General features: G+C 72.1%; 25 protein-coding genes. 13 read left to right on the top strand and 12 right to left on the bottom strand.

Going from position 1 to position 24,297, the window contains the following annotated elements; translation table 11 throughout:
• Positions 1 to 68 precede the first annotated feature (68 nt).
• Both ACQPYA_RS28265 and ACQPYA_RS28260 read right to left on the bottom strand, forming a co-directional pair.
• Positions 69 to 1,373 carry an ABC transporter substrate-binding protein gene (locus tag ACQPYA_RS28265; protein ID WP_433530053.1) on the bottom strand — a complete coding sequence of 435 codons (1,305 nt, stop codon included), beginning with the start codon at positions 1,371 to 1,373 and terminating at the stop codon, positions 69 to 71.
• A gap of 170 nt (positions 1,374 to 1,543) precedes the next feature.
• The gene (locus tag ACQPYA_RS28260; RefSeq protein ID WP_433530052.1) at positions 1,544 to 2,305 is read right to left on the bottom strand and encodes a maleylpyruvate isomerase family mycothiol-dependent enzyme; all 762 of its coding nucleotides are present in this window, start codon (positions 2,303 to 2,305) and stop codon (positions 1,544 to 1,546) included.
• A gap of 127 nt (positions 2,306 to 2,432) precedes the next feature.
• Between ACQPYA_RS28260 and ACQPYA_RS28255 the strand changes: the two genes are divergently transcribed.
• Positions 2,433 to 3,458 carry a UDP-N-acetylmuramate dehydrogenase gene (locus ACQPYA_RS28255; RefSeq protein ID WP_433533661.1) on the top strand — a complete coding sequence of 342 codons (1,026 nt, stop codon included), beginning with the start codon at positions 2,433 to 2,435 and terminating at the stop codon, positions 3,456 to 3,458.
• 65 nt (positions 3,459 to 3,523) lie between these two features.
• Here ACQPYA_RS28255 and ACQPYA_RS28250 read toward each other — a convergent pair whose 3' ends face one another.
• The gene (locus ACQPYA_RS28250; protein ID WP_433530051.1) at positions 3,524 to 4,318 is read right to left on the bottom strand and encodes a class I SAM-dependent methyltransferase; all 795 of its coding nucleotides are present in this window, start codon (positions 4,316 to 4,318) and stop codon (positions 3,524 to 3,526) included.
• A gap of 6 nt (positions 4,319 to 4,324) precedes the next feature.
• Entirely contained in the window at positions 4,325 to 5,089 is a 765-nt protein-coding gene (locus tag ACQPYA_RS28245) for an SDR family NAD(P)-dependent oxidoreductase (RefSeq protein WP_433530050.1), read from the bottom strand.
• Positions 5,090 to 5,274: 185 nt separating this feature from the next.
• Here ACQPYA_RS28245 and mshA point away from each other — a divergent pair, with 185 nt between their 5' ends.
• Together mshA and ACQPYA_RS28235 are read left to right on the top strand one after the other, a co-directional pair.
• Positions 5,275 to 6,672 carry a D-inositol-3-phosphate glycosyltransferase gene (gene mshA / locus ACQPYA_RS28240; RefSeq protein WP_433530049.1) on the top strand — a complete coding sequence of 466 codons (1,398 nt, stop codon included), beginning with the start codon at positions 5,275 to 5,277 and terminating at the stop codon, positions 6,670 to 6,672.
• Positions 6,673 to 6,717: 45 nt separating this feature from the next.
• Positions 6,718 to 7,230 (top strand): YbjN domain-containing protein, encoded by a 513-nt coding sequence (locus ACQPYA_RS28235; RefSeq protein WP_433530048.1) that lies wholly within the window; start codon positions 6,718 to 6,720, stop codon positions 7,228 to 7,230.
• Positions 7,231 to 7,409: 179 nt separating this feature from the next.
• Here ACQPYA_RS28235 and ACQPYA_RS28230 read toward each other — a convergent pair whose 3' ends face one another.
• Positions 7,410 to 7,994, bottom strand: coding sequence for a hypothetical protein (locus ACQPYA_RS28230; RefSeq protein WP_433533725.1), 585 nt, complete (start codon positions 7,992 to 7,994; stop codon positions 7,410 to 7,412).
• On the opposite strand from ACQPYA_RS28230, the gene ACQPYA_RS28225 reads away from it, so the two are divergent.
• Positions 7,879 to 8,541, top strand: a complete 663-nt coding sequence (locus ACQPYA_RS28225) for a hypothetical protein (RefSeq protein WP_433533660.1) — start codon at positions 7,879 to 7,881, stop codon at positions 8,539 to 8,541. The two genes, ACQPYA_RS28230 and ACQPYA_RS28225, sit on opposite strands and share 116 nt — an antisense overlap.
• Positions 8,542 to 8,924: 383 nt before the next feature.
• Here ACQPYA_RS28225 and ACQPYA_RS28220 read toward each other — a convergent pair whose 3' ends face one another.
• Together ACQPYA_RS28220 and ACQPYA_RS28215 are read right to left on the bottom strand one after the other, a co-directional pair.
• Complete coding sequence (locus tag ACQPYA_RS28220; RefSeq protein ID WP_433530047.1) at positions 8,925 to 10,235, bottom strand: MFS transporter; 1,311 nt, start codon at positions 10,233 to 10,235, stop codon at positions 8,925 to 8,927.
• A gap of 78 nt (positions 10,236 to 10,313) precedes the next feature.
• On the bottom strand, positions 10,314 to 11,591 hold the full coding sequence (locus tag ACQPYA_RS28215) for an MDR family MFS transporter (RefSeq protein ID WP_433530046.1): 1,278 nt from the start codon (positions 11,589 to 11,591) through the stop codon (positions 10,314 to 10,316).
• A gap of 164 nt (positions 11,592 to 11,755) precedes the next feature.
• Here ACQPYA_RS28215 and ACQPYA_RS28210 point away from each other — a divergent pair, with 164 nt between their 5' ends.
• Entirely contained in the window at positions 11,756 to 12,523 is a 768-nt protein-coding gene (locus ACQPYA_RS28210) for a phosphoglyceromutase (RefSeq protein WP_433530045.1), read from the top strand.
• Positions 12,524 to 12,583: 60 nt separating this feature from the next.
• On the opposite strand, the gene phoU is transcribed toward ACQPYA_RS28210, so the two are convergent.
• The gene (gene phoU, locus ACQPYA_RS28205) at positions 12,584 to 13,222 is read right to left on the bottom strand and encodes a phosphate signaling complex protein PhoU (protein WP_433530044.1); all 639 of its coding nucleotides are present in this window, start codon (positions 13,220 to 13,222) and stop codon (positions 12,584 to 12,586) included.
• A 201-nt stretch (positions 13,223 to 13,423) separates the two neighbouring features.
• On the opposite strand from phoU, the gene ACQPYA_RS28200 reads away from it, so the two are divergent.
• Both ACQPYA_RS28200 and ACQPYA_RS28195 read left to right on the top strand, forming a co-directional pair.
• Positions 13,424 to 14,689, top strand: a complete 1,266-nt coding sequence (locus tag ACQPYA_RS28200; RefSeq protein ID WP_433530043.1) for an ATP-binding protein — start codon at positions 13,424 to 13,426, stop codon at positions 14,687 to 14,689.
• Positions 14,690 to 14,744: 55 nt separating this feature from the next.
• A complete protein-coding gene (locus ACQPYA_RS28195) occupies positions 14,745 to 15,428 on the top strand; it encodes a response regulator (RefSeq protein WP_433530042.1) in 684 nt (227 codons plus the stop codon).
• A 60-nt stretch (positions 15,429 to 15,488) separates the two neighbouring features.
• Here ACQPYA_RS28195 and ACQPYA_RS28190 read toward each other — a convergent pair whose 3' ends face one another.
• Positions 15,489 to 16,298: a hypothetical protein gene (locus ACQPYA_RS28190; RefSeq protein WP_433530041.1), complete on the bottom strand. Its 810-nt coding sequence runs from the start codon at positions 16,296 to 16,298 to the stop codon at positions 15,489 to 15,491.
• 72 nt (positions 16,299 to 16,370) lie between these two features.
• Between ACQPYA_RS28190 and ACQPYA_RS28185 the strand changes: the two genes are divergently transcribed.
• Both ACQPYA_RS28185 and ACQPYA_RS28180 read left to right on the top strand, forming a co-directional pair.
• The gene (locus ACQPYA_RS28185; protein WP_433530040.1) at positions 16,371 to 17,315 is read left to right on the top strand and encodes a Ppx/GppA phosphatase family protein; all 945 of its coding nucleotides are present in this window, start codon (positions 16,371 to 16,373) and stop codon (positions 17,313 to 17,315) included.
• 75 nt (positions 17,316 to 17,390) lie between these two features.
• Complete coding sequence (locus ACQPYA_RS28180) at positions 17,391 to 18,197, top strand: sugar phosphate isomerase/epimerase family protein (protein WP_433530039.1); 807 nt, start codon at positions 17,391 to 17,393, stop codon at positions 18,195 to 18,197.
• A gap of 24 nt (positions 18,198 to 18,221) precedes the next feature.
• Here ACQPYA_RS28180 and ACQPYA_RS28175 read toward each other — a convergent pair whose 3' ends face one another.
• The 3 genes from ACQPYA_RS28175 to ACQPYA_RS28165 are packed head-to-tail and all read right to left on the bottom strand — an operon-like array spanning position 18,222 to position 20,246.
• A complete protein-coding gene (locus tag ACQPYA_RS28175; RefSeq protein WP_433530038.1) occupies positions 18,222 to 18,779 on the bottom strand; it encodes a CGNR zinc finger domain-containing protein in 558 nt (185 codons plus the stop codon).
• A gap of 19 nt (positions 18,780 to 18,798) precedes the next feature.
• Positions 18,799 to 19,965, bottom strand: a complete 1,167-nt coding sequence (locus ACQPYA_RS28170) for a glutathionylspermidine synthase family protein (protein WP_433530037.1) — start codon at positions 19,963 to 19,965, stop codon at positions 18,799 to 18,801.
• 2 nt (positions 19,966 to 19,967) lie between these two features.
• Positions 19,968 to 20,246 (bottom strand): hypothetical protein, encoded by a 279-nt coding sequence (locus ACQPYA_RS28165; protein ID WP_433530036.1) that lies wholly within the window; start codon positions 20,244 to 20,246, stop codon positions 19,968 to 19,970.
• 171 nt (positions 20,247 to 20,417) lie between these two features.
• On the opposite strand from ACQPYA_RS28165, the gene ACQPYA_RS28160 reads away from it, so the two are divergent.
• The 4 genes from ACQPYA_RS28160 to ACQPYA_RS28145 all read left to right on the top strand — a co-directional run bounded on the left by ACQPYA_RS28160 (position 20,418) and on the right by ACQPYA_RS28145 (position 24,204).
• On the top strand, positions 20,418 to 21,338 hold the full coding sequence (locus ACQPYA_RS28160; RefSeq protein WP_433530035.1) for a proline dehydrogenase family protein: 921 nt from the start codon (positions 20,418 to 20,420) through the stop codon (positions 21,336 to 21,338).
• A gap of 56 nt (positions 21,339 to 21,394) precedes the next feature.
• Positions 21,395 to 22,195, top strand: coding sequence for an alpha/beta fold hydrolase (locus ACQPYA_RS28155; protein WP_433530034.1), 801 nt, complete (start codon positions 21,395 to 21,397; stop codon positions 22,193 to 22,195).
• Complete coding sequence (locus ACQPYA_RS28150; RefSeq protein ID WP_433530033.1) at positions 22,188 to 22,775, top strand: TetR/AcrR family transcriptional regulator; 588 nt, start codon at positions 22,188 to 22,190, stop codon at positions 22,773 to 22,775. The genes ACQPYA_RS28155 and ACQPYA_RS28150 overlap by 8 nt, the downstream gene beginning before the upstream one ends.
• A 136-nt stretch (positions 22,776 to 22,911) precedes the next feature.
• Complete coding sequence (locus ACQPYA_RS28145; RefSeq protein WP_433530032.1) at positions 22,912 to 24,204, top strand: hypothetical protein; 1,293 nt, start codon at positions 22,912 to 22,914, stop codon at positions 24,202 to 24,204.
• Positions 24,205 to 24,297 lie beyond the last annotated feature (93 nt).

Here is a 24,297-nt window from a genome sequence, read left to right as displayed (position 1 = left end):
TCGCCGCACGCGTCCTGCGTACGCGGCGGGTCCTGGATCGGCGGCGGGGTGGCGGGGCCGTCGGGCCGTTACTTGGCGGCGGCCTTCTTGGCGTTCGCGATGGCGTCCTGCCAGCCCTGGTCGGGGTTGCGCTGTCCCAGCTCGACGGTGCGGACGGCGTTCTCGACCTCGGTGCGCACGGCCTGGTTCTTCGGGCCCATGTAGACCGGCTTCAGGGTCTTCGCGCCCTCACCGAAGATCTTGCCCACCGGTGCGCCGGAGAAGTACGCGTTGGTGGCCTCGGCGATCGCCGGGTCGTCCAGCGCCTGCGGCGAGGAGGGCAGCGGGCCCTTGGCCTTGAAGGCGCCGATGTGGCCCTGCGGGCTGGTCAGGAACTTGGCCAGCTTGATCGCCTCTTCCTGGTGCTTGCTCTGCGCCGGCACGGCCAGGTGCGAGCCGCCCCAGTTACCGCCGTCGCCCGGCACCCGGGCGATGTCCCACTTGCCGTTGGCCTCCGGCCCGGCGTTGCCCTCGATCACGCCGGTCATCCAGGCCGGGCAGGCGATGGTGGCGAACTTGGCCTGCTTGAAGGCCGAGACCCACTCCTCCGACCAGGAGCCGTACTTGCCGGAGAGCCCGGCGTTGATGATCGCTATGGTGGTGTCCCAGGCCTGCTTGACCGCCGGGTTGCTCTCCACCACCAGGCTGTCGCTGGTGTCGTAGTAGTGGTAGCCCTGCGCGTTGCCGGCGGTCTGGAGCACGATCGTGTTGAAGGTGTTGGTGGCGGCGTCCAGGAACGCCGCCCCGGTGTTCGCCGCCTTGAACTTCTCGCCGGTGGCGATGTAGTCCTGCCAGGTCGGCCAGAGCTTGGAGACCTCCTCGCGGTCGGTGGGCAGCCCCGCCTTGGCGAACAGGTCCGTGCGGTAGCACATCGCCATGCCGCCGACGTCGGTGCCGAGCCCGATCAGCTTCGAGCCGTCGGCGGTGAGCCCCTGGTTCCACTTCCACTCCAGGAAGTTGCCCTTGAGTTCGGCGGCGCCGTGGTCGAGCAGGTTGACGAAGTTGTCCGGGTTGGCCTTGTACTCGACCATCAGACCCTCTTCGATGGCCACGACGTCACCGGCGCCCTTGCCGGCGGCGAGCCACTGCGTCAGCTTCGGCGAGTACTCGTCGAGGTTGCCGCCGGTGCCCCGCTCGACGATCTTCACGCCGGGGTTGTCGTTCTCGTACTGCCGGTAGAGCTCGTCGTAGCCGAACTGTCCGAAGACGTCGACGGTGAGCGTTATGTTGCCGTCCGCCGCGTCGTCGCCGCCACCGCAGCCGCTGGTGACGAGCAGCGCGCCAGCGGCGGCCAGGGCGACCGCCGCGAGGCGGTGGCGCGGAAAAGTGCCCATTGTCTGGTGACCCCTCTCAGGTCGGGTGGTGGTGGGGTGAGTCTGAGAGCGCTCTCACGTAGCCTGCGGTTTGCCCGGGACCGGTGTCAAGAGAGCGCTCTCTCGCGAGGGGTCACAGAATGGCCACGGCCCCGCCCGACCCAGGAGTGCGGCCGGGATCGCCGGGCGGGTCAGCCGGTACGCACCCCGTCGAGCAGGGCAGGGTCACCGGCGACGGTGAGGGTGTCGAAGCTGACCCGGCCCCACAGCGCCAGCAGCAGGTCGCTCGCCGTGCCGCTGACGTGCACCCGGGCATGGTGGTCGTCGTGGTCGAGGATGGTGCCGGTGTCCAGCAGGGCGACGCCCTCCCCGCGTAGCCGCAGGAACCACTCCTGCGCGGCGTCGGTCGCGCTCAGCCGGACCACCCCACTCCACTGCCCGGCCGCCTTCCGCCGGCCGGCCGGCAGCCAGGTGTCGAGCACCTCGCTCACCCCGTCGACCGCGAGCTTGGTCTCGATCGGCTCACCGGCGGCGATGGCGAGTTGGGCGTCCCAGCGGTGCACCGCCGTCTCGTGCGCCATCCGGCGTGGCCAGAAGGCCGCCTTCTTCGGCTGCGGTGCCCAGTTCCACGCCGGCGCCTCCGGGTCGAGGGTGTCGAAGAGGGCCATCAACCCGTCGTACGCCTGCTGCCACTGCTGCGCCGCAGTGACCCCCGGCGCGGGCTCGGCGCGCTGCGCCCGTCCCTGCGGGGCGGTGGTCCCGCCCGAGCCGGCGATGGTGCGTACCCACTGGTAGACGCCGGTGAGGTGCAGGGCCAGGTCGGTCACCGTCCAGCCGGGGCAGGAGAGCACCGGGGTCTCGGGCGGAGCCTCGGTCACTGCGGCGGCGAAGGCCGGACCCTCTGCCCGGAGTGCCCCGATCCAGAAGTCCTTGGTGCCGTGCAATCTGCTCATCGCCATCCTCCCGGGGGTGACCGGGCCACCAGTGGGTGCCGCGGCTACCCCTCAGCCTAAGGTGAAAGGCGTGTCTGACGTCTACGCCCAGCCGGCAGCCGCCGCCCAATCCGCCACCACGGGTGATCTGTCGCAATACACCACATTACGCCTCGGTGGACCGGCTGCGCGGATTGTCACCGCCGTCAGCGCCGAAGAGATCGTCGCCCGGGTACGCGAGGCGGGGGAGGAGATCCTCCTGCTCGCCGGGGGCAGCAATGTGGTGATCGGCGACGTCGGCTTCCCGGGCACCGTGCTTCTCGTCCGCTCCCGAGGACTGCGGGTGCTGGCCGAGGACGAGCAGACCGTGACGATACGCGTCGAGGCCGGCGAGCCGTGGGACGACCTGGTCGCCGCGACCGTGGCGAACGGCTGGTCCGGGCTGGAGTGCCTCTCCGGCATCCCGGGCTCGACCGGGGCCACCCCGATCCAGAACGTCGGGGCGTACGGGCAGGAGGTCGCCGAGACCATCACCGGCGTGCAGGTCTACGACCGGGTCGCCGGAGCGGTCGGCCGGGTCGCCGCGGTGGACTGCGGCTTCGCCTACCGGTCCAGCATCTTCAAGGGCAGCGAGCGCTGGGTGGTGCTCTCGGTCGACTTCCGGCTGGCCCGCTCGCCGCTCTCCGGCCCGGTCCGCTACGCGGAGCTGGGCGGGGCGCTCGGCGTGGAGGTCGGTGACCGGGTGCCGCTGGCGCAGGCGCGCGCCACCGTGCTGCGGCTGCGCGCCGGCAAGGGCATGGTGCTCGACCCGGCCGACCCGGACACCCGCTCGGTCGGCTCCTTCTTCACCAATCCGGTCCTGGACCGCGCCGGCTTCGAGCTGCTGCGCCAGCGGGCCGCGGACGTGGGCGAGCCGCCGGCCTGGCCCGGCACCGATGGCATGGTCAAGGTCAGCGCGGCCTGGCTGATCGACAAGGCGGGCTTCGGCAAGGGACACCCCGGCCCCGAGGGCACGGCCATCTCCACCAAACACACCCTCGCCCTCACCAACCCCACCGGCACCGCCAGCACCCGGGCCCTGATCACCCTGGCCCGCGAGATCCGCGACACCGTCCAGTCCCGCTTCGCGGTGACCCTCCACCCCGAACCCGTCCTGATCAACTGCACCCTGTGACCACCCCATCCCACCCGGACTGGTAGCACCCGCCCGCCAACTCTGCGGGGCGGGACGGGGTGCCGTCAGGTAGGGGTGGGGGTGGGCCAGGGGAGGGTTAGTTCGCCTTGGCGCCAGCGGCGGGGGTGGTTGAGGATGGGCCAGCCCTCGGCGCGGACTGCGGCGACGGTGTGCAGCCAGCGCTGGCGGGGGCCGAAGGGGGCGTAGCCGGCGGCGGCACGCCAGGCGTCGTCCAGGGCTCGGATCAGGGCGTGGATCGGCTCGCCGGGAACGTTGCGATGGATCAGCGCCTTCGGCAGCCGCTCGGCCAGCTCGGCCGGGCGGTCCAGGGTCGCCAGCCGGGCGGCCAGGGTCAGCGAACGCGGTCCGTCGGCGTCGAGCAGCAGCCAGGCGCCGAGGCGGCCCAACTCGTCGCAGGTGCCCTCGACCAGCAGCCCGCCGGGCGCCAGCCGACCGATGATCGTGGCCCAGGCGTCGGCCACCTCGCTCTCGTCGTACTGGCGAAGCACATTGAACGCGCGGACCAGGACGGGACGCAGGCCGGCCAGCTCGAAGCCGCCGCGGGCGAAGGTGAGCGCGGGCGGGTCGGCGGCAGGCTGGGCGTCGGCGACGCGTACCGGATCGATCTCCAGCCCGACCACCCGCACGTCGGCGCGGACCCCCGCGGCGAGCCGGGCACGCAGCTCCACCGCGGTCACCGGCGTCGCGCCGTAGCCGAGATCGACCACCAGCGGATCCGGCGCGGCCCGCAGCGCGTCGGCGCAGGTCGCCACGATCCAGTTGTCCACCCGGCGCAGCCGGTTCGGGTTGGTGGTGCCCCGGGTCACCACGCCCAGTGGCCGGGACGCCCGCGTCACCATCGGCGCTCAGCTCGCCCGGTGCACCTTGTGCTGGGCGGCCTGGGCCAGCGGACGGACGACGAGTCGGTCCACGTTGACATGCTGCGGGCGGGTCGCGCACCAGGCGATGCAGTCGGCGACGTCCTCGGCGACCAGCGGTTCGGCGACCCCGGCGTAGACGGCCGCGGCCCGGTCGGCGTCGCCGCCGAACCGGGTCAGCGAGAACTCGTCGGTCCTCACCATCCCCGGGTCGATCTCGATCACCCGGAGCGGCCGGCCGCACAACTCCAGCCGCAACGTGCCGGCGATCGCGGTCTGCGCGTGCTTCGAGGCGGCGTAGCCGCCCCCGCCCTCGTACACGGTGAAGCCCGCGGTCGACGAGACGATCACGATGGTGCCGGCGCCGGAGGACTCCAGGGCCGGCAGCAGCGCCTGGGTGACCCGCAACGTGCCGAGCACGTTCACGTCGTACATCCACTGCCAGTCGCCGATGGCGCCGGATTCCACCGGGTCCAGCCCGCGCGCCCCGCCGGCGTTGTTGACCAGCAGGGTCACCGGGCCGGGGGCCTGCTGGGCGGCCTGCGCGAGGGCCGCCACCGACTCGTCCGAGGTGACGTCGCAGGCCACCGCGGTGGCGGCGCCGCCGGCGGCGGTTATCTCCGTGACCAGGCCGGCCAACCGGTCGGTACGCCGTGCGGCGGCCACGACGTGGAAACCCTCGCTGGCGAGCCGCCGGGCGGTGGCGGCGCCGATCCCGCTGGACGCTCCGGTGACGATGGCGACACGACTCATCCGGCCATTCTCGCCCCCGCCCATGGTCAACCGGGCGGCACCCGCACGATGAGGTCGGTCACGCTGGTGGCCCTGGCCGACGTATTTCCCGCTGCCGATCGGGAAGATGACATCCGGCGTGGAGGTTGACGCAGGAGCGGCCGGTCGCGTGCGGGACGGCATCAACCGTGGCAAAGGGAGCGGACGTGGCGGAAATGCACACCGGTGTCGGTCGTCAGCGAGGTGCCCTGCCGTGGCCGCGGCCCCGGCGGATCGCGACGCTCTCGGTGCACACCTCGCCCCTGCACCAGCCGGGCACCGGCGACGCGGGCGGAATGAACGTTTACATCCTGGAGGTCGCCCGCCGGCTGGCCGAGGCGGACGTCGAGGTGGAGATCTTCACCCGGGCCACCTCCGGCGATCTGCCGCCGGTGGTGGAGGTGGTACCGGGGGTGCACGTCCGGCACGTGATGGCCGGCCCGCTGGAGGGGCTGACCAAGGAAGAGCTGCCCGGCCAGCTCTGCGCGTTCACCGCCGGGGTGCTGCGTGCCGAGGCGGCCCGGCCGCCGGGCCACTACGACCTCATCCACTCCCACTACTGGCTCTCCGGGCAGGTCGGCTGGCTGGCCAAGGAGCGCTGGGGAGTGCCCCTGGTGCACAGCGCGCACACCCTGGCCAAGGTGAAGAACGCGCAGCTCGCCGCCGGCGACCGGCCGGAACCCAAGGCCCGGGTGATCGGCGAGGAGCAGGTGGTCGCCGAGGCCGACCGGCTGGTCGCGAACACCCGGGTCGAGGCCCGGGACCTGGTCGGACGGTACGACGCCGACCCGACCCAGGTCGCCGTGGTGGAGCCCGGGGTGGACCTGGACCGTTTCCGCCCGGCCCTCGGTGACCGGGACGCCGGCACCACCGCCGCCCGTGCCCGACTCGGGCTGCCCGTCCGTGGTCACCTGGTGGCCTTCGTCGGGCGGATCCAGCCGCTGAAGGCCCCGGACGTGCTGATCCGCGCGATCGCGGCGCTGTCCGAGCGGGATCCGGCCCTCGCCGGGGAGATCGCGGTGGTGATCTGCGGCGGCCCCAGCGGCAGCGGGCTGGACCGGCCCACCGCCCTGATCGAGCTGGCCGCCTCGCTCGGCGTCGCCGACCGGGTGCACTTCCTGCCGCCGCAGACCGGCGCCGACCTGCCCCTGCTGTACCAGGCGGCCGACCTGGTGGCGGTGCCGTCGTACAACGAGTCCTTCGGCCTGGTGGCGCTGGAGGCCCAGGCCTGCGGTACGCCCGTGGTGGCCGCCGCCGTCGGCGGCCTGGTGACCGCGGTACGCGACCAGGTCAGCGGCGTGCTGGTGCACGGCCACGACCCGGTCGACTGGGCGGGTACGCTCGCCCGCCTGCTGCCCGACCGGGGTCGCCGGGCCGAACTCTCCGTCGGCGCCGCCCGCCACGCCCGCCACTTCTCCTGGCACCGCACCGCCGACCGGCTGCTAGCCGTCTACGGCGAGGCGATCGCCGCCCACCGCGCCCGCCTAACCTCCGAACTAGCTGGCGAGGCTTGTAAGGAAGGGCCCCCTGTTAACGCCTGGTGTATAGCAGGGGCCCCCTTTTAACGCTGGCCGGGCGGTGCGGGGAGCGGCGGCCGTAGAGTTGGCCCGATGAGTGACCTTGGGGCCCTGATCGAGTCGGTCTGCGCCGAGCGGGAGCTCGCCTGCGAGCCCACCGGACCGGGGTCGTACGCGGTGACCCTGCCCGGCACCCACAAGCTCAAGACGATCTGCAACCTGATCGTCGGCGAGCACGCGTTGCGCATCGAGGCGTTCGTGATGCGCCAGCCGGACGAGCGGCGTGAGGAACTCTGGGCCTGGCTGTTGCAGCGCAACTCCCGGATGTATGCCGTGTCGTTCTCCATCGACGCGGTCGGCGACATCTACCTCACCGGCCGGGTCAACCCGGCCGGGGTGGACGCCGACGAACTGGACCGGCTGCTCGGCGCGGTGCTGACCTACGCCGACGAGTCCTTCGACACGATGCTGGAGATCGGCTTCGGCAGCTCGATCCGGCGGGAGTGGGAGTGGCGGGTCAAGCGGGGCGAGTCCACCGCGAACCTCGCTGCCTTCGCGCACCTCTTCGAGTCCCCGGCGGGCGCGGACGGTTCCGACCGCAGCTGAACCGGAAGCCGTTCCAGCCCGGTCGCGGGATCCGGTCCGATCGTGGGCGCGGGCGGTTTCGGTCCGATCGTGGCGGGGCGGTTCAGACCGGTCCTGCTGGGTAAGCCGCACCACGCGGTGCGGCGTTGGGACCCGCCGCGTGCCGAGACTGAGTGTCGAGGAGCGTGAGCGTCCATGGCTCAGCGAAACAGCTCGGGTCGCGGCGGGACCGCGACCAGGACCAAGCGGCAGGCCGGCAACAAGAGCCCGAACACCCCGGGGATCTCCGAGTCGGAGATCTCCCGGATGCGGGTGGACGACATCCGTGGGCAGTTGCGCCGGTACGGCGTCTCCGGCATCTCTGCCCTGCGCAAGCCGGAACTGGTGAAGACGCTGGTGAAGACGCTCCGGTCGGGTGGTGCCGCACGACGGAGCACCGGGCCGGCCGGCCGTGCCAGCGCCACGAAGGCGGCCGGTACGAGGCAGGCGGCGGCCGGCCGTACGGCTCCGGGCCGGGCCAAGGCGGCGCCGGCGAGCCGGGCCGGGTCGGCACGGAAGGCGACCGGCGGCACCGTACGCAAGGCGACCGGCGGCACCGCCCGGAAGGCTGCCGGTGGCACCGCGCGGAAGACGGCGGCGGCCAGCACGCGGAAGTCGGCGACCGGCGCGGTGCGCAAGACGACGGCGGGTGCCGCGAGGAAGGCCGCGGCGGGTACCGGGGCACGGAAGGCCGCACCCCGGAAGTCAGCGCCCGCGGCGAAGGCCACGACCGCACGCAAGTCCACCGCCGCACGCAAGTCCACCGCCGCGCGCAAGTCCACGGCTGGGGGTACGACCGCAGGCAGGTCCGGTACGGCGGCGCGAAAGTCCACGGCGGCGGGTCGGGCGACCGGGGCGCGCGGAGCGCCCCGGCCGGCACCGGCCCGGGGCGCTGCCCCGGCGGCGTCGGGCGGCGGCTCAGCGGTGCGGACCGGGCCGGGAACTGCGCGGTCGACCCGTTCGTCGCAGATGATCGCCTCGATCGAGGACCGGCCGGAGCGTCCCGGGCGGAGCCTGGTCACCACCAACCACGACGTCATCCGGCGGTGGGCCCGCGAGCGGGGGGCCAGGCCGGCGACGATCAGCGGCACCGAGCGGGAAGGCCGGGCCGGAGTGCTCACGTTCAACATTCCGGGCTACCGGGAGAGCAGCCGGATCCGCGAGATCACCTGGGACGAGTGGTTCCACACCTTCGATCTGCGGCGGTTGAACCTGATCTACCAGGAGCAGTTGCGGGACGGCCGGCAGAGCAACTTCTTCCGGACCGAGTCACCCGATCGGGACGATGCCTGAGATGTTTGCGGGAATGCCCGACGGGTACCCGCTGTTGGCCAAGAGCGAGGCCCGAAGCGCCGTCCGGGGGACCGGACACAGCCGCTGTGACCGGCGAGACAGCCGATCCAGGTTGAATCGGCACGACGGCCCGAACTAACTTTATTGCACCGCACCACGCTCGGAACCGTTCGGGGGAGCGGCGGATCGATCAGATCTGTGCACCGGGTGGGGTGTGGGGGACGGGTGGATCGACACCGTTGGGGGACGGTGCCCACCTGTTTGGACCGGCGGCGTGAGCGGGCGTCGCTTACGGGGGTGAGTGTCGCCCGCCGCCGCCGGTCGTACGCCGCGATGTGCCCGACACGGGGTCTCTCGTGCCGGGCACATCGCGGCGTATCTCGTCACCGGTGCAGCGCCGGCTCGGCCGGGCCCGCCGTGGCCTGGCGCAGTGCGGTCACGCGCCGCTCCCGGGACGGCCCGGCGAGCAGGTGGCCGCCGGCCGCCAGTAGTCCCAGCGCGCCGACCAGCAGCCAGTGCCCGTCACCCCAGTGCTGGAGGCTGAACCCGCCGAGCGTGGGTGCCACGAACGACGCGGCCGGAAAGGCCAGGTAGAACACCGACTGGTAGCGGGCCCGCAGCGCGGGTGGCGCCAGGTCCGCGTTGATCTGCGCGTTGGGTGGCGCGGCCAGCATGGAGCCGACCGTCCAGACCACGCAGGCGCCCAGGTAGAACGCGAGGTCGTCGGCGACGGCGAGGGCACCGAAGCCGATGGCGAGCAACGCCGTGGAGAAGGCGAGCACGTGAGCCTTGCGGTGGCGGTCGATCAGTCGCGGTACGAAGAGCTGCCCCAGCACGATCAGCACCCCGCCCAGCGCGACCACCGTGCCGTACGCCGAAGGTCCCAGCCCGTCCGCGCGCATCGCCAGTGGCATGATCGTCGAAGCCTGCATGGTCAGCACGGCCAGGACGAAGGTCAGCCCGACGAAGGCCAGGAAGTGGCGGTCGGTCAACGCGGTGTGCAGCCCGGGCCCGCGCGGTCGGTGTCCGGGGCTGGCCGGCGTCGGTCGTACCGGATTTCGCGGTGACTTTTGGGCGAGGGTCTCGGGCACCTTCCACGCGATGAGCACGGCGGTGGCCAGCGTGGCGGCGGCGTCCACCAGGAAGAGCGCGACGTAGCTCGCCTCGGCCAGCAGGCCGGCCAGCAGCGAGGCCACCGCCATGCCGAGGTTGAACGCCCAGAATTGCAGGTTGAACGCGCGGGACCGGCGTTGCTCGGGCACCACGTCGACGATCGCCGCGACAAAGGCCGGGCTGGGCATCGAGTGCGTGACGCCGACCAGCAGGGCGAGCGCCGCGATCACGCCCAGCCGTTGGCTGACGGCGAGCGCGACCATCAGCACGGCGGTGGCCAGGTGTGCGGCGATCAGAGTCGACCGGCGTCCCCACCGGTCGGCCAGCACTCCGCCGAGTAGCACCCCGACGGCGCCACCCGCGCCGTAGGCGCCGACGACCACCCCGGCCAGCGATTCGCTGGCGCCTCGGGCGGCGGTCAGGTAGAGCGACAGGAAGAGCATCGCGAACGCCCCGGCCCGGTTGATCAGCAGGCCGGTCCAGAGGTACCAGAAGGTGGCGGGCAGCCCGCCAGCGGTATCGGCCAGCCAGCGACGCGGAGTGCCGGTCACCCGGCGTTGGTGCTGCTCTGCGGCCTGCACCCAACCCCCCTTGATCTGTTCGGTTACCTAACAGATCTTGCCGGAGCGGAGGAACCCCGCGACGCCCGGGGACGGGGGTCACCCTTGGGTGGCCGCGACCGACCCGGTCGGCTGGGCCGTCGCGACCGGCCCGACCCCGGCGGTACGCAGTTGGAGCGCGCGCCGCTCCCGGGCCGGCCCGGAGAGCAGGTGGCCCACAGCCATCACCGCGCCGACCACGGCGCAGCCGAGCCAGAGGGTGACGTTGCCGGCCTGCTCGCGGACCAGCCCGCCGAGGATCGGCGCGATCGCCCCGGCCAACTGCCAGGAGAGCGAGAAGACACCCTGGTAGCGGCCACGCAACTCGCCGGGGGAGAGCTCGGCGATGAGGGTGGCGTTGGATGGCGAGTTGAGCATCTCGCCGAGCGTCCAGATCAGCACGGTGAGCCCGTAGAACCAGGCGACATCGGCGAAGGCGGTCAGGCCAAAGCCGACACCCATCACCACCGAGGCCAGGGCGAGCACGTGCGACCGGCTACGACCCCGGATCAACCGGGGTACGAACAGCTGCCCGACCACGATCAGGACCCCGTTGAGAGCGATCACCGACCCGTACGTGGCGGGGCTCAGGCCCGAGTCGGCCATCGCGATCGGCAGCATCGAGATGTGCTGGAGGAAGACCAGCGCACCGAGCAGGTTCAGCGTCACGAAACCCAGGTACACCCGGTCGTTCAGGATGGTCCGCAGCGCTCCGGTCGGGGTGCTGGTCGACGCCGCGGTGATGGTGATCGTGCGAGTCTCCTGCACCTTGGCGAAGATGATCAGTGCGGTGACCACTGTGGTCGCGGCGTTGACCAGGAACAGCAGCAGGTAGCCGGACTGGGCGGCGAAGCCGGCGAGCACCGCGGCGCAGGCGAAGCCGAGGTTGATCGCCCAGTAGTTGAGCGAGAAGGCGCGCAACCGGTCCCGCTCCGGCACGACGTCGATCATCATGGCGCCGAACGCCGGGCGGGCCGCCTCGGCGAAGAGGCCGAGCAGCAGCGCGCCCGCCGCGACCGCCCACAGGTCACGGGCGAAGCCCAGGGCGAGCATCATGGCCGCTCCGCCGAGATGGGCGGTGAGCAGGGTGGGGCGTCGACCCCAGCGGTCGGCGAGGGTGCCGCCGGCGGTGGTGCCGATCGCGCCGCCCACCCCCCACATGCCGAGCACCAGGCCGGCCTGTGAGGCGGAGAAACCGCGTTCCTGGGTCAGGTAGATGGCGAGGAAGACGAGGACGAACGAGCCGAGCCGGTTGATCAGCGTGCCGGTCCAGAGATACCAGAAGGTCTTCGGTAGCCCGCCGGTGGTGTCCCGGAACCAACCCCGCATCGCGCGCACGCCGGCGCCCCCGTTTCGGTGATGACTTATCAGTAATGACTGATTTTCCTGATGATCCTTACAACCTAGTGCCGCGCCGGAATCAGGGTCACGCCGATTTCCACGTGGTGGTCGTCACGACCCTTCCCGCGCGTGCCCGCGCGGGTTGCGGCAGGATGATCGGCATGACAGCTAGCGAGGGGCCCACCGTCGGGACGCTGGTCCTGCTGCGGCACGGCGAGAGCGACTGGAACGCCAAGAACCTCTTCACCGGCTGGGTCGATGTCGACCTGACCGAGAAGGGGGAGAGCGAGGCGCGCCGCGGCGGCGAGCTGCTGCGCGAGCACAGCCTCCTGCCGGACGTGGTGCACACCAGCGTGATGCGTCGCGCCATCCGCACCGCGGAGCTGGCGCTGAACGCCGCCGACCGGCACTGGATCGCGGTGCGCCGGTCGTGGCGGCTCAACGAGCGCCACTACGGCGCCCTGCAGGGCAAGGACAAGAAGCAGACCCTGGAGGAGTACGGCGAGGAGCAGTTCATGCTCTGGCGTCGCTCGTACGACACGCCGCCTCCACCTATCGCCGACGACGACGAGTGGTCGCAGGTGGGCGACCCCCGGTACGCACTGCTGCCCACCGAGCTGATGCCGCGTACGGAGTGCCTCAAGGACGTCGTCGAGCGGATGCTGCCGTACTGGTACGACTCGATCGTGCCGGACATCCTGGCCGGCCGGACGGTGCTGGTGGCCGCGCACGGCAACTCGCTGCGCGCCCTGGTCAAGCACCTGGACCAGACCAGCGACGAGGCGATCGCGAAGCTGAACATCCCCACCGGGATCCCGCTGCGCTACGACCTCGACCCGCAGCTGCGCCCGCAGACCCTCGGCGGCACCTACCTCGACCCGGAAGCCGCCAAGACGGCCGCCGCCGCGGTGGCCAACCAGGGCCGCTGATCCAGCTTTTGTTAATAGGGGCCCCCTGCTATACGCCAGGCGTTAACAGGGGGCCCTTCCTTACATTTCGCCGGTGATCAGGTAGACGACGTGCTCGGCGCTGTTCACCGCGTGGTCGGCGAAGCGTTCGTAGAAGCGGCCGAGCAGGGTGGCGTCGATGGCGGTCTCCACCCCGTACGGCCAGTCCGCGCCGAGCAGCACCCCGAAGAGGCCCTTGTGCAGCTCGTCCATCGCGTCGTCGTCGCTGTCCAGCTCGGCCGCGAGGTCGGCGTCGGGGCGGGCCAGCACCGAGGCGATCTTCTCGGCCATCCGGTCGGCGATGTTCGCCATGTCGGTGAAGACCGGCCGCAGCTCCGCCGGCACGGCGGGCGACGGGTGCCGGCGCAGCGCGGTCTTGGCGACGTGGTCGGCCAGGTCGCCCATGCGCTCCAGGTCGGCGGCGACGTGCAGCGCGGTGATCATGGCGCGCAGGTCGGAGGCGACCGGGGCCTGGCGGGCCAGCAGGTCGCAGACCCGCTCCTCCACCTGCCGGTAGAGTCCGTCGATCTCGGTGTCCCGCTCGATCACCGTCTCCGCCGCCCGGCGGTCGGCGGTGAGCAGGGCCCGGGTTGCCTGCCGCAGCGCCGCCCGCACGCTCTCGGCCATCTCGACCAGCAGTTGGCTGACGGCCTCAAGTTCGGCCCGGAACTCGTCGCGCATTCTCACGTCCTGTGGGTCGGCGCCGGCGACCGGGCCGGCGAGGCTGTGCGCAGGTACGCCGCACAAACTAGGGCCAGCGGGCGGACCGGAGGTGAACGCCGGTGAACTGCGCCGGACTCGCAGGTGAACTTTCCCGAAAGTGAGAGTGCTTCGTCCCGGTCTGGGCGGTAGCCCGGTGAACAATGACCCTACGATCGCCGGGTGACGTGGGCGGTGACGGTGGGTGTGGCCGCGGCCCTGGTGGCCGGGCTGGTCGTCGGCCTGTGGCTGCCCCGGATCGTGCCGGCGGCGCGTCGGCGGGCCGGCTTCGGGATCGGTAAGGGGAGGCTCACGATCGCCGAGGAACAGCAGGTCGGGATCGGCCGCCGCGCGATCGACTCGCTCCGCGCTGGGGTGGTCGTGCTCGACCCCGAGGACGTGCCCGTGCTCGTCAACCCGGCGGCCCGGGCGATGGGGCTGCTGCGCACCGGCGGCCGGCCGGGCTCGATCACCGCGCATCCGTTGATCCGTACCCTGGCCGGCCAGGTGCGCCGCACCGGCGTGCGCCGCGAGATCGAGCTGGACCTGCCCCGGGGCCGCGACAACGCCGGAGAGAATCCGCTCGGCGTGCACCTGCGGGCGATGGGGCTCGGCAACGGCTACATCGCGGTGGAGGCGGCCGACGTGACCGAGTCGCACCGGCTGGCCCGGGTGCGCCGCGACTTCGTGGCCAACGTCAGCCACGAGCTGAAGACCCCGATCGGCGCGCTGCAACTGCTCGCCGAGGCGCTGCTGGACGCCACCGAGCACGCCGGCGAGGGGCAGCCCGACCTCTCCGAGGACGTGGTCGCGGCCCGCCGTTTCGCCGAGCGCATCCAGCACGAGTCGACCCGGCTGGGGCGGCTGGTGCAGGAGTTGCTGGAGCTGACCCGGCTCCAGGGCGCCGAGCCGCAACCGGCCCCGGAGCCGGTCGCGGTGGACTGGGTGATCTCCGAGGTGGTCGACCGTACCCGGACCGCCGCCACCGCCCGCCGGATCGAGGTGACCGTCGAGGCCGAGCGGGGGCTGACCGTCTACGGCAGCGACAGCCAACTGGCCACGGCGGTGGCGAACCTGGTGGAGAACGCCGTCAACTACTCCGGCGAGGACACGACGGTACGCATCGACGCCCGCGCGACCGACGACCAGGTCGAGATCGCCGTCACGGACCAGGGCATCGGCATCGCCCCCACCGACGTGGACCGGATCTTCGAGCGGTTCTACCGGGCCGACCAGGCCCGGTCCCGCGCGACCGGCGGCACCGGCCTCGGCCTGGCGATCGTCAAGCACATCGCGAGCAACCATGGCGGCCGGGTGGATGTGACGAGCACTCTTGGTGGTGGGTCGACGTTCACTCTCCGGCTGCCCGCCAGCCCGCCGGACGACCTCCTGGCGACATTGCCGTCTGCTGGGATCGAGGCCGGTCCGGCCGAGCTTCGGCAGGTCTGACCGAATGGATCAGGCCGGGCGCCGCCCGGCCCGACCCGAATGAAAGGAAACGCCGTTGAGTCGCGTTCTGGTGGTCGAGGACGAGGAATCGTTCTCCGACGCCCTGTCCTACATGCTCCGCAAGGAGGGCTTCGAGGTCTCCGTGGCCGCCACGGGCACGTCGGCGCTCACCGAGTTCGACCGGACCGGCGCCGACATCGTCCTGCTCGACCTGATGCTGCCGGAGATGTCCGGCACCGAGGTGTGCCGGCAACTGCGGCAGCGCTCGCACGTGCCGATCATCATGGTCACCGCGCGGGACAGTGAGATCGACAAGGTGGTCGGCCTGGAGATCGGCGCCGACGACTATGTCACCAAGCCGTACTCGCCCCGTGAGCTGGTGGCCCGGATCCGGGCCGTGCTGCGCCGGCAGAGCCCCGAGACGACCGAGTCGGGGGTGCCGACGCTGGCCGCCGGCCCGGTCCGGATGGACATCGAGCGGCATGTGGTGACCGTCGACGGGGGCGCGGTGCAGTTGCCGCTCAAGGAGTTCGAGCTGCTGGAGCTGCTGCTGCGGAACGCCGGCCGGGTGCTCACCCGGGGGCAGCTGATCGACCGGGTCTGGGGCGCCGACTACGTGGGCGACACCAAGACCCTGGACGTGCACGTCAAGCGCCTGCGGTCGAAGATCGAGCCGGAGCCCTCCACCCCGCGCCACATCGTGACCGTGCGCGGCCTCGGCTACAAGTTCGAGCCCTGATCCCGGCGTGGCGTGCACGAGATCGTCAAACGCCTGCGCCAACTCGCCGGCTGATCCGGATCAGTTTTCGCTGGCGGGGTGGGGGGCGACCTGGCCCTGCCGGAGCCGCGCCGCGCAGAGCTCGGCCAGCCTGGCGTACGCGGGCTCGCCGACCAGCGCGGTCAGCTCGGGGCGGTACGACAGGTACATCGGCTCGGTGCCGACGTGCGCGTCGGTCGAGGAGGTGCACCACCAGTCGAGGTCGTGCCCGCCCGCGCCCCAGCCCCGCCGGTCGAACTCGGCCAGCGTGGAGACCAGCACCTTCGTGTTGTCCGGCCGCTTCACCCACTCCTGGTCCCGCCGGATCGGCAACTGCCAGCACACGTCGGGCTTGTATTCCAGCGGGTGCGCCCCGTCGCGCAGCGCCTGGGCGTGCAGCGCGCATCCGCCCCCGCCGGCGAAGTCCGCGTCGTTGAGGAAGACGCATGGGCCGTCGGCGTCCCGGGTGGCGGTACGCCGCGCCGGGTTCTTGCCGTCCACGGTGTCGTTCTCGGTCCAGCTCTTGAAACCGCGACGGAAGTGCTGCCAGTTTTCCGGGGTCAGCCGCTTCACCGCGGTACGGACCCGCTTCTCGTCGTCGGAGTCGGTGAAGAACGCGCCGTGCGAGCAGCAGCCGTCGGCGGCCCGGCCGGCGATGATGCCGTGGCAGCCCCGGCCGAACACGCAGGTCCACCGGGACAGCAGCCAGGTGAGGTCGGCCCGGACCAGGTGCCGCTCGTCCGCCGGATCGACGAATTCGATCCACTCCCGCGGGAAATCCAGCGGCACCTCACGGCTGCGCGGATCCGCCGGGTCGTCCACGAGTACGCGGAGTTCGATCTGACCTGTCACCCGGCCAGCGTACGCGCGGTGTGCCGGGCAGGTCGGTGAGTGACGCGAACCGGTTGGCCTAGGGTTCTCCCCATGCGACTGGGTGTCCTCGACGTCGGTTCCAATACGGTGCACCTGCTGGTGGTCGATGCCCATCGCGGGGCGCATCCGTGGCCGGCGCACTCGGAGAAGACGGTGCTGCGGCTCGCCGAGCAGATCAGCCCGGACGGCGCTCTCCGGGATGCCGGCGCGGACGCCCTGGTCAAGGCGGTCGGCGCGGCCCGGACATCCGCCACCGACCTGGAGGTCGACGACCTGCTCGCCTTCGCCACCTCCGCGGTACGCGACGCCACCAACGCGGCCGAGGTGCTGGCCCGGGTGCGGGAGGCCACCGGCGTACGGCTGGAGGTGCTCCCCGGTGCGGACGAGGCGCGGATGACCTTCCTCGCGGTCCGGCGGTGGTTCGGCTGGTCCGCCGGGCGGCTGCTGGTGCTGGACATCGGTGGCGGCTCACTGGAGATCGCGGCGGGCGTCGACGAGGACCCCGACGTCGCGGTGTCGCTGCCGCTCGGCGCCGGACGGCTGACCCGGGATCGGCTCGGCACCGACCCGGAGAGCCTGGTCCCGCCGTCGCCGGAGGCCGTCGACGAGCTGCGCGAGTACGTGGACAGCCTGCTCGACCCGGTGGTGGACCGGATGGCCGGGGTGGGCTGGGACCGCCCGGTGGCCACCTCCAAGACCTTCCGCACCCTGGCCCGGCTCGCCGGGGCGGCCCCCAGCGGGGCCGGGCTCTGGGCCCGTCGCAAGCTCACCCGTTCCGGGCTGCGGCAGGTGCTTGGCTTCATCCGGCACATCCCGCCGGCGCAACTGGTCGAGCTGGAAGGGGTCAGCGCCGGCCGGGCCCACCAGGTGCTGGCCGGCGCCGTCGTCGCCGAATCGGTGATGCGGCGGCTCTCCGTGGACTCGCTGGACGTCTGCCCGTGGGCGCTGCGGGAGGGCGTGATCCTCAGCCGGTTGGATCGGTTGGCACCGGTGTGATGGCTACTGTCTCCATCATCCGTTTCGCCGGTTCCCGTCGGGCTGCCTCAATCGACGCGGGTTACCCTCGGTGTTGTGACTTCCCGCGTCCCGGTGCTTCTCTCCAGTTCCTCGGTCTTCCCTGAGCGGACCGCGGCGGCGTTCCAGATGGCCGCCGCGCTCGGCTACGACGGGGTCGAGGTGATGGTGTGGACCGACGCGGTCAGCCAGGACGGCGGTGCGTTGCGCGGGCTGGCCGACCACTACGGCGTACCGGTGCTCTCCGTGCACGCGCCCTGCCTGCTGGTGACCCAGCGGGTCTGGAGCCCCGACCCCTGGGAGCGGCTACGCCGGGCGGCCGTGCTGGCCGAGACGCTGGAGGCGCCGACCGTGGTGGTGCACCCGCCGTTCACCTGGCAGCGGGACTACGCCCGCAACTTCGCCGAGGGGCTGGATCGGGTGGCCGGCCAGTTCGGCGGGGTGCGGTTCGCGGTGGAGAACATGTACCCGGTGCGGATGGCCGGTCGGCAGTTCGTCCCGTATCTGCCCGGCTGGGATCCGACCGAGGCCGGTTACTCCTCGTACACACTCGACCTGTCGCACTGCGCCGCCTCGCACACCGACGCGCAGGAGATGGCCGACCGGATGGGAGCCGGTCTGGCGCATGTGCATCTCGGCGACGGCACCGGTGAGGGGCGCGACGAACACCTGGTGCCCGGGCGTGGCGCCCAGCCCTGCGCCGAGCTGCTGCGCTCGCTGGCCGGCCGGGGCTTCACCGGTTCGGTTGCGGTGGAGGTGACCACCCGGGGCGCGAAGAGCCGACAGGTCCGCGAGGCGGATCTGCGGGAGGCGCTGGCCTTCGCCCGGCAACACCTCAACACCCCGTCCCCGGTCGACGCCTGACCGGCGCGCGGCCGGGGCGGAAGATCAGGGGACGGGCGTCAGCGGATCGGTCTGGGCCGGGACGGCGGCCCGCTTGCGGGCGCGGTGCGCGGCCACGTGCGAGCGGGTGGCGCAGCGCTCCGAGCAGAACCGCCGGCAGCAGTTGGACGAGGTGTCCAGGTAGACGTTGCCGCAGCGGTCGTCCGCGCAGACGCCGAACCGGGCGCTGCCGTACTCGCAGAGCCAGACCGACAGGCCCCAGACCGCGCCGGCCAGGTATTCGGAGCTGACCGAGGCACCCCGGCTGGTGACGTGCATGTGCCAGTCGCTGGAGTCGTGCCCCGAGATGCGTGGCTGCACCGGGTACGCCTCCAGCAGCGTGTTCAGCTCGGCCACCGCCTGGGCGTCGCGCCCGGAGGTGCCGTACTCGAAGACGCCGCGCAACCGCTTCTGTGCGCGCCGGAAGGTCGCCAGGTCACGCTCCGCGACCTCGTCGCGCATCCACGCGTTGTCGTCGGGGAAGATGGCCTTCAGGTCGTCGAGGTCGTCCAGGCGGGCGTTGACGAGGTCAACTCCGGTCCGGGCGTACGCGTCGAAGTTCACGCCTCCAAAGGTAGACGACTCATTCGGTACGCGGTGTGTCGATGTAGTGCGGCAGGAACCGGGCGTACCCGTCGGTGATCAGGCTCGCGCTCTCCCGTACCCCGGCGCCCGCTGACTCGCCGTCGACGATCCAGCTGCCCAGCACCATCCGGTTGCCGGCGAATTCGGGCAGCGCCCGGAACTCCTGATAGCAGAAGCCCTCACCGCCGTAGTCGCCCGGGTTCGCGATCTCGCCACCGGCGGTGACGATCCGCACCGCGGCGCCTTCCCGGCCGAGCAGCGGCTTTGCCACGTACTCGGACATCCCGCGCGGCGAGTCGAGATACGCCGGCAGCAACAACTCGTGCCCCGGATACAGCTCCCAGAGCACCGCCAGCAACGCCTTGTTGGAGAGCAGCAGCTTCCAGGCCGGCTCGATCCAGGTGGTCGGCGTGCCCGGCTCCAGCGCCAGCGGCCCGTACGGCTCGGCGAGCATCCACTCCCAGGGATAGAGCTTGAAGCAGGTGGTGACCGGAGCGTCGGCGGCGTCGACGAAGCGGCGGCCGTCCCAGCCGATGTCCTGGATCGGCAGCAGCTCGACATCCAACCCGGCCTGGCGGGCGGTCTCGGCCAGGTACCCGGCGGTCATCTGGTCCTCGCCGGTCTGCTCCTCGTTCGACCAGGCCACGTGCACCCGCCGGTCGTGCAGGCCGGTGCCGATCTTCGCCCAGCCGGCGACGAGCCGCTCGTGCAGGCTGTTCCACTGGTCCAGCTCCGGCCGGCTCTGCTCCAGCCAGTACCACTGGACGATGCTCGCCTCGACCAGCGCGGTCGGGGTGTCCGCGTTGTACTCGATCAGCTTCGGCGGCCAACTCCCGTCGTACCAGAGATCGAAGCGGCCGTAGAGGGTGGGCGGCGTCTCCCGCAGCGACCGGGCGACCGCCTCGGCCGCCCAGCCGGGGATCCCGAACTCGGCGTACCGGTTGCGCGCCACCACGTGCGCGGCGGCGGCCACCGACATCCGGTGCAACTCCTCGGTCGCCTCCTCCAGCCGCAGCACCTCGGCCAGCTCGAAGGCGTACGCCCCGGTCTCGTCCCAGTACGACATCATCCCGCCGTCGGGCAGCTCGGTGTCGACGTACACCAGACCCTGGGCGCGGATGGTGGCATCCCAGTCGGGGCGCGGCTCGACCCGCTCGCGGCGCACCCTCAGCCACCGCAGGCGGCAAGATGACTGCCGAAGCCGCCCCGCTCGGGCACGGCCGCGCCGGCCGGCTCCGGTGCACCGCGACCGGACGCCGGCCCGGTGGCGACTGCCGGGACCCGCATGGCCAGGGCCACGGTGTCACCACCGCCGCTCGGGCCGAGCGCGCAGTCGTCATCGTCGTCGGAGGTCATGTTGCAGCCGGAGAGGGTGAGCGCCAAGGCGGTGAGCGCGCCGAGCTGCACGGAGGCCGACCGGAGCCGGCGGCGGGGGCGTTGTTCCACGCCATTGTTGTAACGGATAACCGCCACCGCCGGGGTGTAAGGAAGGGGGTGTAAGGAAGGGCCCCCTATTAACGCCTCAGGTATAGAAGGGTTCCCCTCTCACCCTCAGGTGTTAAAAGGGGGCCCCTCCTTGCACGTCGGGCGGGGATGGGTGGGCGTTACGCTCGGCTCATGCTCCGTTCCGTCATCCTCGCCGCCTCCCGGTCATCCCGGGTCGAGCGGCTCGTCGCGACGGCCCCGTTCTCCCGGGACGTCGTGCGCCGGTTCGTTGCCGGCGCCAAGACCGACGACGCGTTGCGCGCGACCCGCGAACTCGTCGACGACGGTCTCGCGGTGACCCTCGACCACCTCGGCGAGGACACCGTCACCCCCGATCAGGCCAGCGCCACCCGCGACGAGTATCTGACGCTGCTGCGGATGCTCGCCGACGCGGGGCTGACGCCGGCCGCCGAGGTGAGCGTCAAGCTGTCCGCGCTCGGTCAGGCGTTCGACGAGCAACTGGCCTGCGACAACGCCCGGGCCATCTGCGCCGCGGCCGACGCCGCGGGCACCACCGTCACGCTGGACATGGAGGACCACACCACCACCGACTCGACCCTGGACATCCTGGCCAAGCTGCGGAAGGACTTCCCGTCGACCGGGGCGGTGCTCCAGGCGTACCTGCGGCGTACCGAATCCGACTGCCGCGAGCTGGCCTCGGCCGGGTCGCGGGTGCGGCTGTGCAAGGGGGCCTACAAGGAACCGGAGTCGGTGGCCCACCAGTCGGCCCGCGAGGTGGACAAGTCCTACGTCCGCTGCCTCAACATCCTGATGTCCGGCGACGGTTATCCGATGCTGGCCACCCATGACCCCCGGTTGATCGCCATCGGTGAGGACCGGGCCCGCTGGTTCGACCGCGGCCCGGACGGCTTCGAGTTCCAGATGCTCTACGGCATCCGGCCCGAGGAGCAGGCCCGCCTGGTCGGCGAGGGCTACACGGTACGCACCTACGTCCCGTACGGCGACGACTGGTACGGCTACCTGATGCGCCGCCTTGCCGAGCGCCCCGCCAACCTCGCCTTCTTCGGGCGCGCGCTCGCCTCCCGGAAGTAGCACGTCCCTCCGCGGCGGCCTTGACCCCTTTGGCTAATCTGATTAGCCTCCTGGCTATGGATGCTAGCTTTGTCGAGCGGGGCGGCGGCCGGATCGCCTACGAGGTGCACGGGCGGGGGCCGCTGGTGGTCCTCGCCCACGGCATGGGGGAGAACCGGGGCTCGTACCGGCACCTGATCCCGCTGCTGGTCCAGGCGGGCTACCGGGCGGCCTCGGTCGACGTCCGGGGGCACGGCGACTCCAGCGCCGGCTGGCCGACGTACGCCCCGGCGGAGGTGGGCGGTGACCTGCTGGCGGTGGTCCGCGACCTCGGCGGCGGCCCGGCCACCCTGGTCGGCAACTCGTCGAGCGCCGCCGCCGTGGTCTTCGCCGCCACCGACGCGCCGGAGCTGGTCAACGGCATCGTGCTGGTCGGCGCCTTCGTCGGGCAGCCGAAGCTCAACCCGTTCATGCGCCTCGCTCAGGCAGCCGTGCTGCACAGCCCACGGCTGTTCGGCCTGTTCCACCGCACCCTCTTCCCGGTGCGCCGGCCGGCCGACGACGCGGCGTACCGCAGGGCGATGGTGACCGCGCTGCGCCGACCCGGCCGGATGGCCCCGGTGCGCGGTGTGATCGTCCCGGTCGAGCCGCACTGGACCGCCCGCGCCCCGCAGGTCGGCCAGCCGGTGCTGGTGCTGATGGGTACGAAGGACCCGGACTTTGCCGACCCGGCCGGCGAGGCGCGGGCGGCCCGGCGGCTCTTCCCGGTCGCCGAGGCGCGGATGCTCACCGACTCCGGGCACTACCCGCACGCCGACCGGCCCGAGGCGATGGCCGCCGAGCTGACCGACTTCCTGGCGGTGACCAACCGTGCCTAGGGCCGGGCTCAACCCGCAGGTCGTGGTGCGTGAGGCGGCCCGGCTCGCCGACGAGGTCGGGTACGACAAGCTCACCCTCGCCGCGCTGGCGAACCGGCTCGGCGTCGCGCTGCCCAGCCTCTATAAGCACGTCAAGGGGGTCGACGCGCTCGGGCAGCAGCTCGCCGCGCTGGCCACCGCCGAGATCGCCGACGAGATGACCACGGCCGCCGCGGGCCGCAGCGGCGAGGATGCGCTCCGAGCCGTCGCCGCCGCCTACCGGTCGTACGCCCGCCGGCATCCCGGCCGATACCCGGCCACCCAGCGGGTGCCGGATCCGGCCGACCCGGCGCACGTCGCCGCCGGCGCCCGCGCGGTCGGTGTCGTGTACGCCATCCTGCTGGGCTACGGGATCAGCGGTGATGCCGCCGTTGACGCGGTACGGATGTTCCGTGCCGCCGTGCACGGCTTCGTCTCCCTGGAGGCGGCCGGTGACTTCGGTCTGCCACGTGAGGTCGACCACTCCTTCGACCAGATGGTCGCCGCTCTCGGCGTCGCGTTCCACGCCTGGCCATCGACCGAGGAAAGCGACGCGGGCTGACGGCCGGCCGCCGACGGGCCGCCCCGGCATAGGCCCTCTTCCGCCGGTACCGGCGGGGCCGTACCCTGCCTCGGTGAATCACGGGGGGCCCACGGGCGACGATTATCCAGTACCCACTGATCCAAGGCCGGCTGCCGTGCCGCGCCGCCGCTGGCCGCTCTGGGCGGCGCTCGTCGCAGTGGTGCTGGTGTTGACCTGTGGCCTGCCTGCGGCGTTGCTGACCGTTGCGCTCCGGCACGGCTACCTCGGCACCTCCGTGACGCCCGATCCGTCCGCCTCGCCCACCGAGAACGCGACCACCGTCGCCGCCCGGGAGGTCGCCGAGCGGATCACCGCCCAGCTGGACCGGCAGGCCGCGGCGCTGCTCGGCGGGGACCGGGCCGGGTTCCTGTCGATCGCGGCCGGCTCGGTCCACAGTGACCTGCGCCGCCGCTACGCCGGACTGCGGGCACTGCGGGTGACCCGCTGGGAGGGGCGTCCGAGCGGCCTGCCCATGCCCGCCGGCCGAGCGGGCGAGTGGCGGTTGATGATCGAGTTCCGGTACTGCTTCGTGGTGCCGGACTGCCAGACCAGCCCGATGCTGGTCGACACCCGGTGGCGCGACGGTGCGCAGCCGCGCCTGCTCGCGCTGGCCAAGTCGAAGTCCTCGCCGTACGTGAACGGCCGGATGAGCGGCCAGCCCGGCAACCTGCCATGGGAGGTCAGCGAGCTGGTCGTGGCGGTGGGGAAGCGGACGATCGTGGCGGCCACGCCGGCGTTCCGCGCTCGGCTGCCAAGCCTGTTGAAGCGGGCCGAGGCGGCGGCGAAGGTGGCCGACCAGTACGTCGTCGGTCAACCGGCCCCCGACCGGTACCGGGTCTTCTACGCCGGCACGAAGGAGTGGAAGCGGTGGTACGGCGGCGACCAGGCCGAGTGGAGCGGAGGGTACGCGGTCAACGTCGGCGGCGGTCACCACGAGATCGTGCTCGGGCCGGAGAGCCTCGACTACGGCGCCGGCCTGGACGAGTTGCTCCGGCACGAACTGGCCCATGCCGCTTCGCTGCCCGAGAACGACTACTGGGACAACTCTGCCTGGTGGCTGATCGAAGGGCTGGCCGATCACGCGGGCGCAGACGGTGCGCCGGCCGGCCGGTACGCCGGGTTGGCGCAGACCCGGAAGTTGGTCAAGGGCGACTGGGACGGCAAGCTCGACAACCTTCTGCCGGCCGACGACGCCCCGGACGACCAGGTGGCGGGCGCCTACGGGATCGCCTACCTCGCCGTCCGATACCTCATCGACAGGTTCGGTGAGGAGCGGGTGCTCGCCTTCGTCAAGGCGGTGGTGCACGACCTTCGCGTACCGGCCCAGACCGCGGAGGAAATCTTCGACGAGTCCTGGTCCACCCTCCACCGCGAGTGCGTCGCACACATCCGCTCCACCGTGCGCTGACCGGCGGCGCGCCGGCCATCCGGCGAGCCGGCAAATGCGCCGGGGCGGCGGCCCGCCGGCCCACGTGGCGAGGCGGCGGCGCGCCGGCCCGGG

Origin of the sequence: Micromonospora sp. CA-263727 (assembly GCF_050942455.1) — a bacterium.
In the GTDB taxonomy this organism is placed as follows: domain Bacteria; phylum Actinomycetota; class Actinomycetes; order Mycobacteriales; family Micromonosporaceae; genus Micromonospora.
Note: the sequence above shows the minus strand (reverse complement) of the source record. Positions and strands in the feature narration are given on the sequence as shown.

Bases quoted from the DNA above. Each gene is read 5' to 3' on its own strand.
- ACQPYA_RS28265 (WP_433530053.1), bottom strand. From the start codon at position 1,373: ATGGGCACTTTTCCGCGCCACCGCCTCGCGGCGGTCGCCCTGGCCGCC.
- ACQPYA_RS28260 (WP_433530052.1), bottom strand. From the start codon at position 2,305: ATGAGCAGATTGCACGGCACCAAGGACTTCTGGATCGGGGCACTCCGG.
- ACQPYA_RS28250 (WP_433530051.1), bottom strand. From the start codon at position 4,318: ATGGTGACGCGGGCGTCCCGGCCACTGGGCGTGGTGACCCGGGGCACC.
- ACQPYA_RS28245 (WP_433530050.1), bottom strand. From the start codon at position 5,089: ATGAGTCGTGTCGCCATCGTCACCGGAGCGTCCAGCGGGATCGGCGCC.
- ACQPYA_RS28235 (WP_433530048.1), top strand. From the start codon at position 6,718: ATGAGTGACCTTGGGGCCCTGATCGAGTCGGTCTGCGCCGAGCGGGAG.
- ACQPYA_RS28210 (WP_433530045.1), top strand. From the start codon at position 11,756: ATGACAGCTAGCGAGGGGCCCACCGTCGGGACGCTGGTCCTGCTGCGG.
- phoU (WP_433530044.1), bottom strand. From the start codon at position 13,222: ATGCGCGACGAGTTCCGGGCCGAACTTGAGGCCGTCAGCCAACTGCTG.
- ACQPYA_RS28185 (WP_433530040.1), top strand. From the start codon at position 16,371: ATGCGACTGGGTGTCCTCGACGTCGGTTCCAATACGGTGCACCTGCTG.
- ACQPYA_RS28160 (WP_433530035.1), top strand. From the start codon at position 20,418: ATGCTCCGTTCCGTCATCCTCGCCGCCTCCCGGTCATCCCGGGTCGAG.
- ACQPYA_RS28155 (WP_433530034.1), top strand. From the start codon at position 21,395: ATGGATGCTAGCTTTGTCGAGCGGGGCGGCGGCCGGATCGCCTACGAG.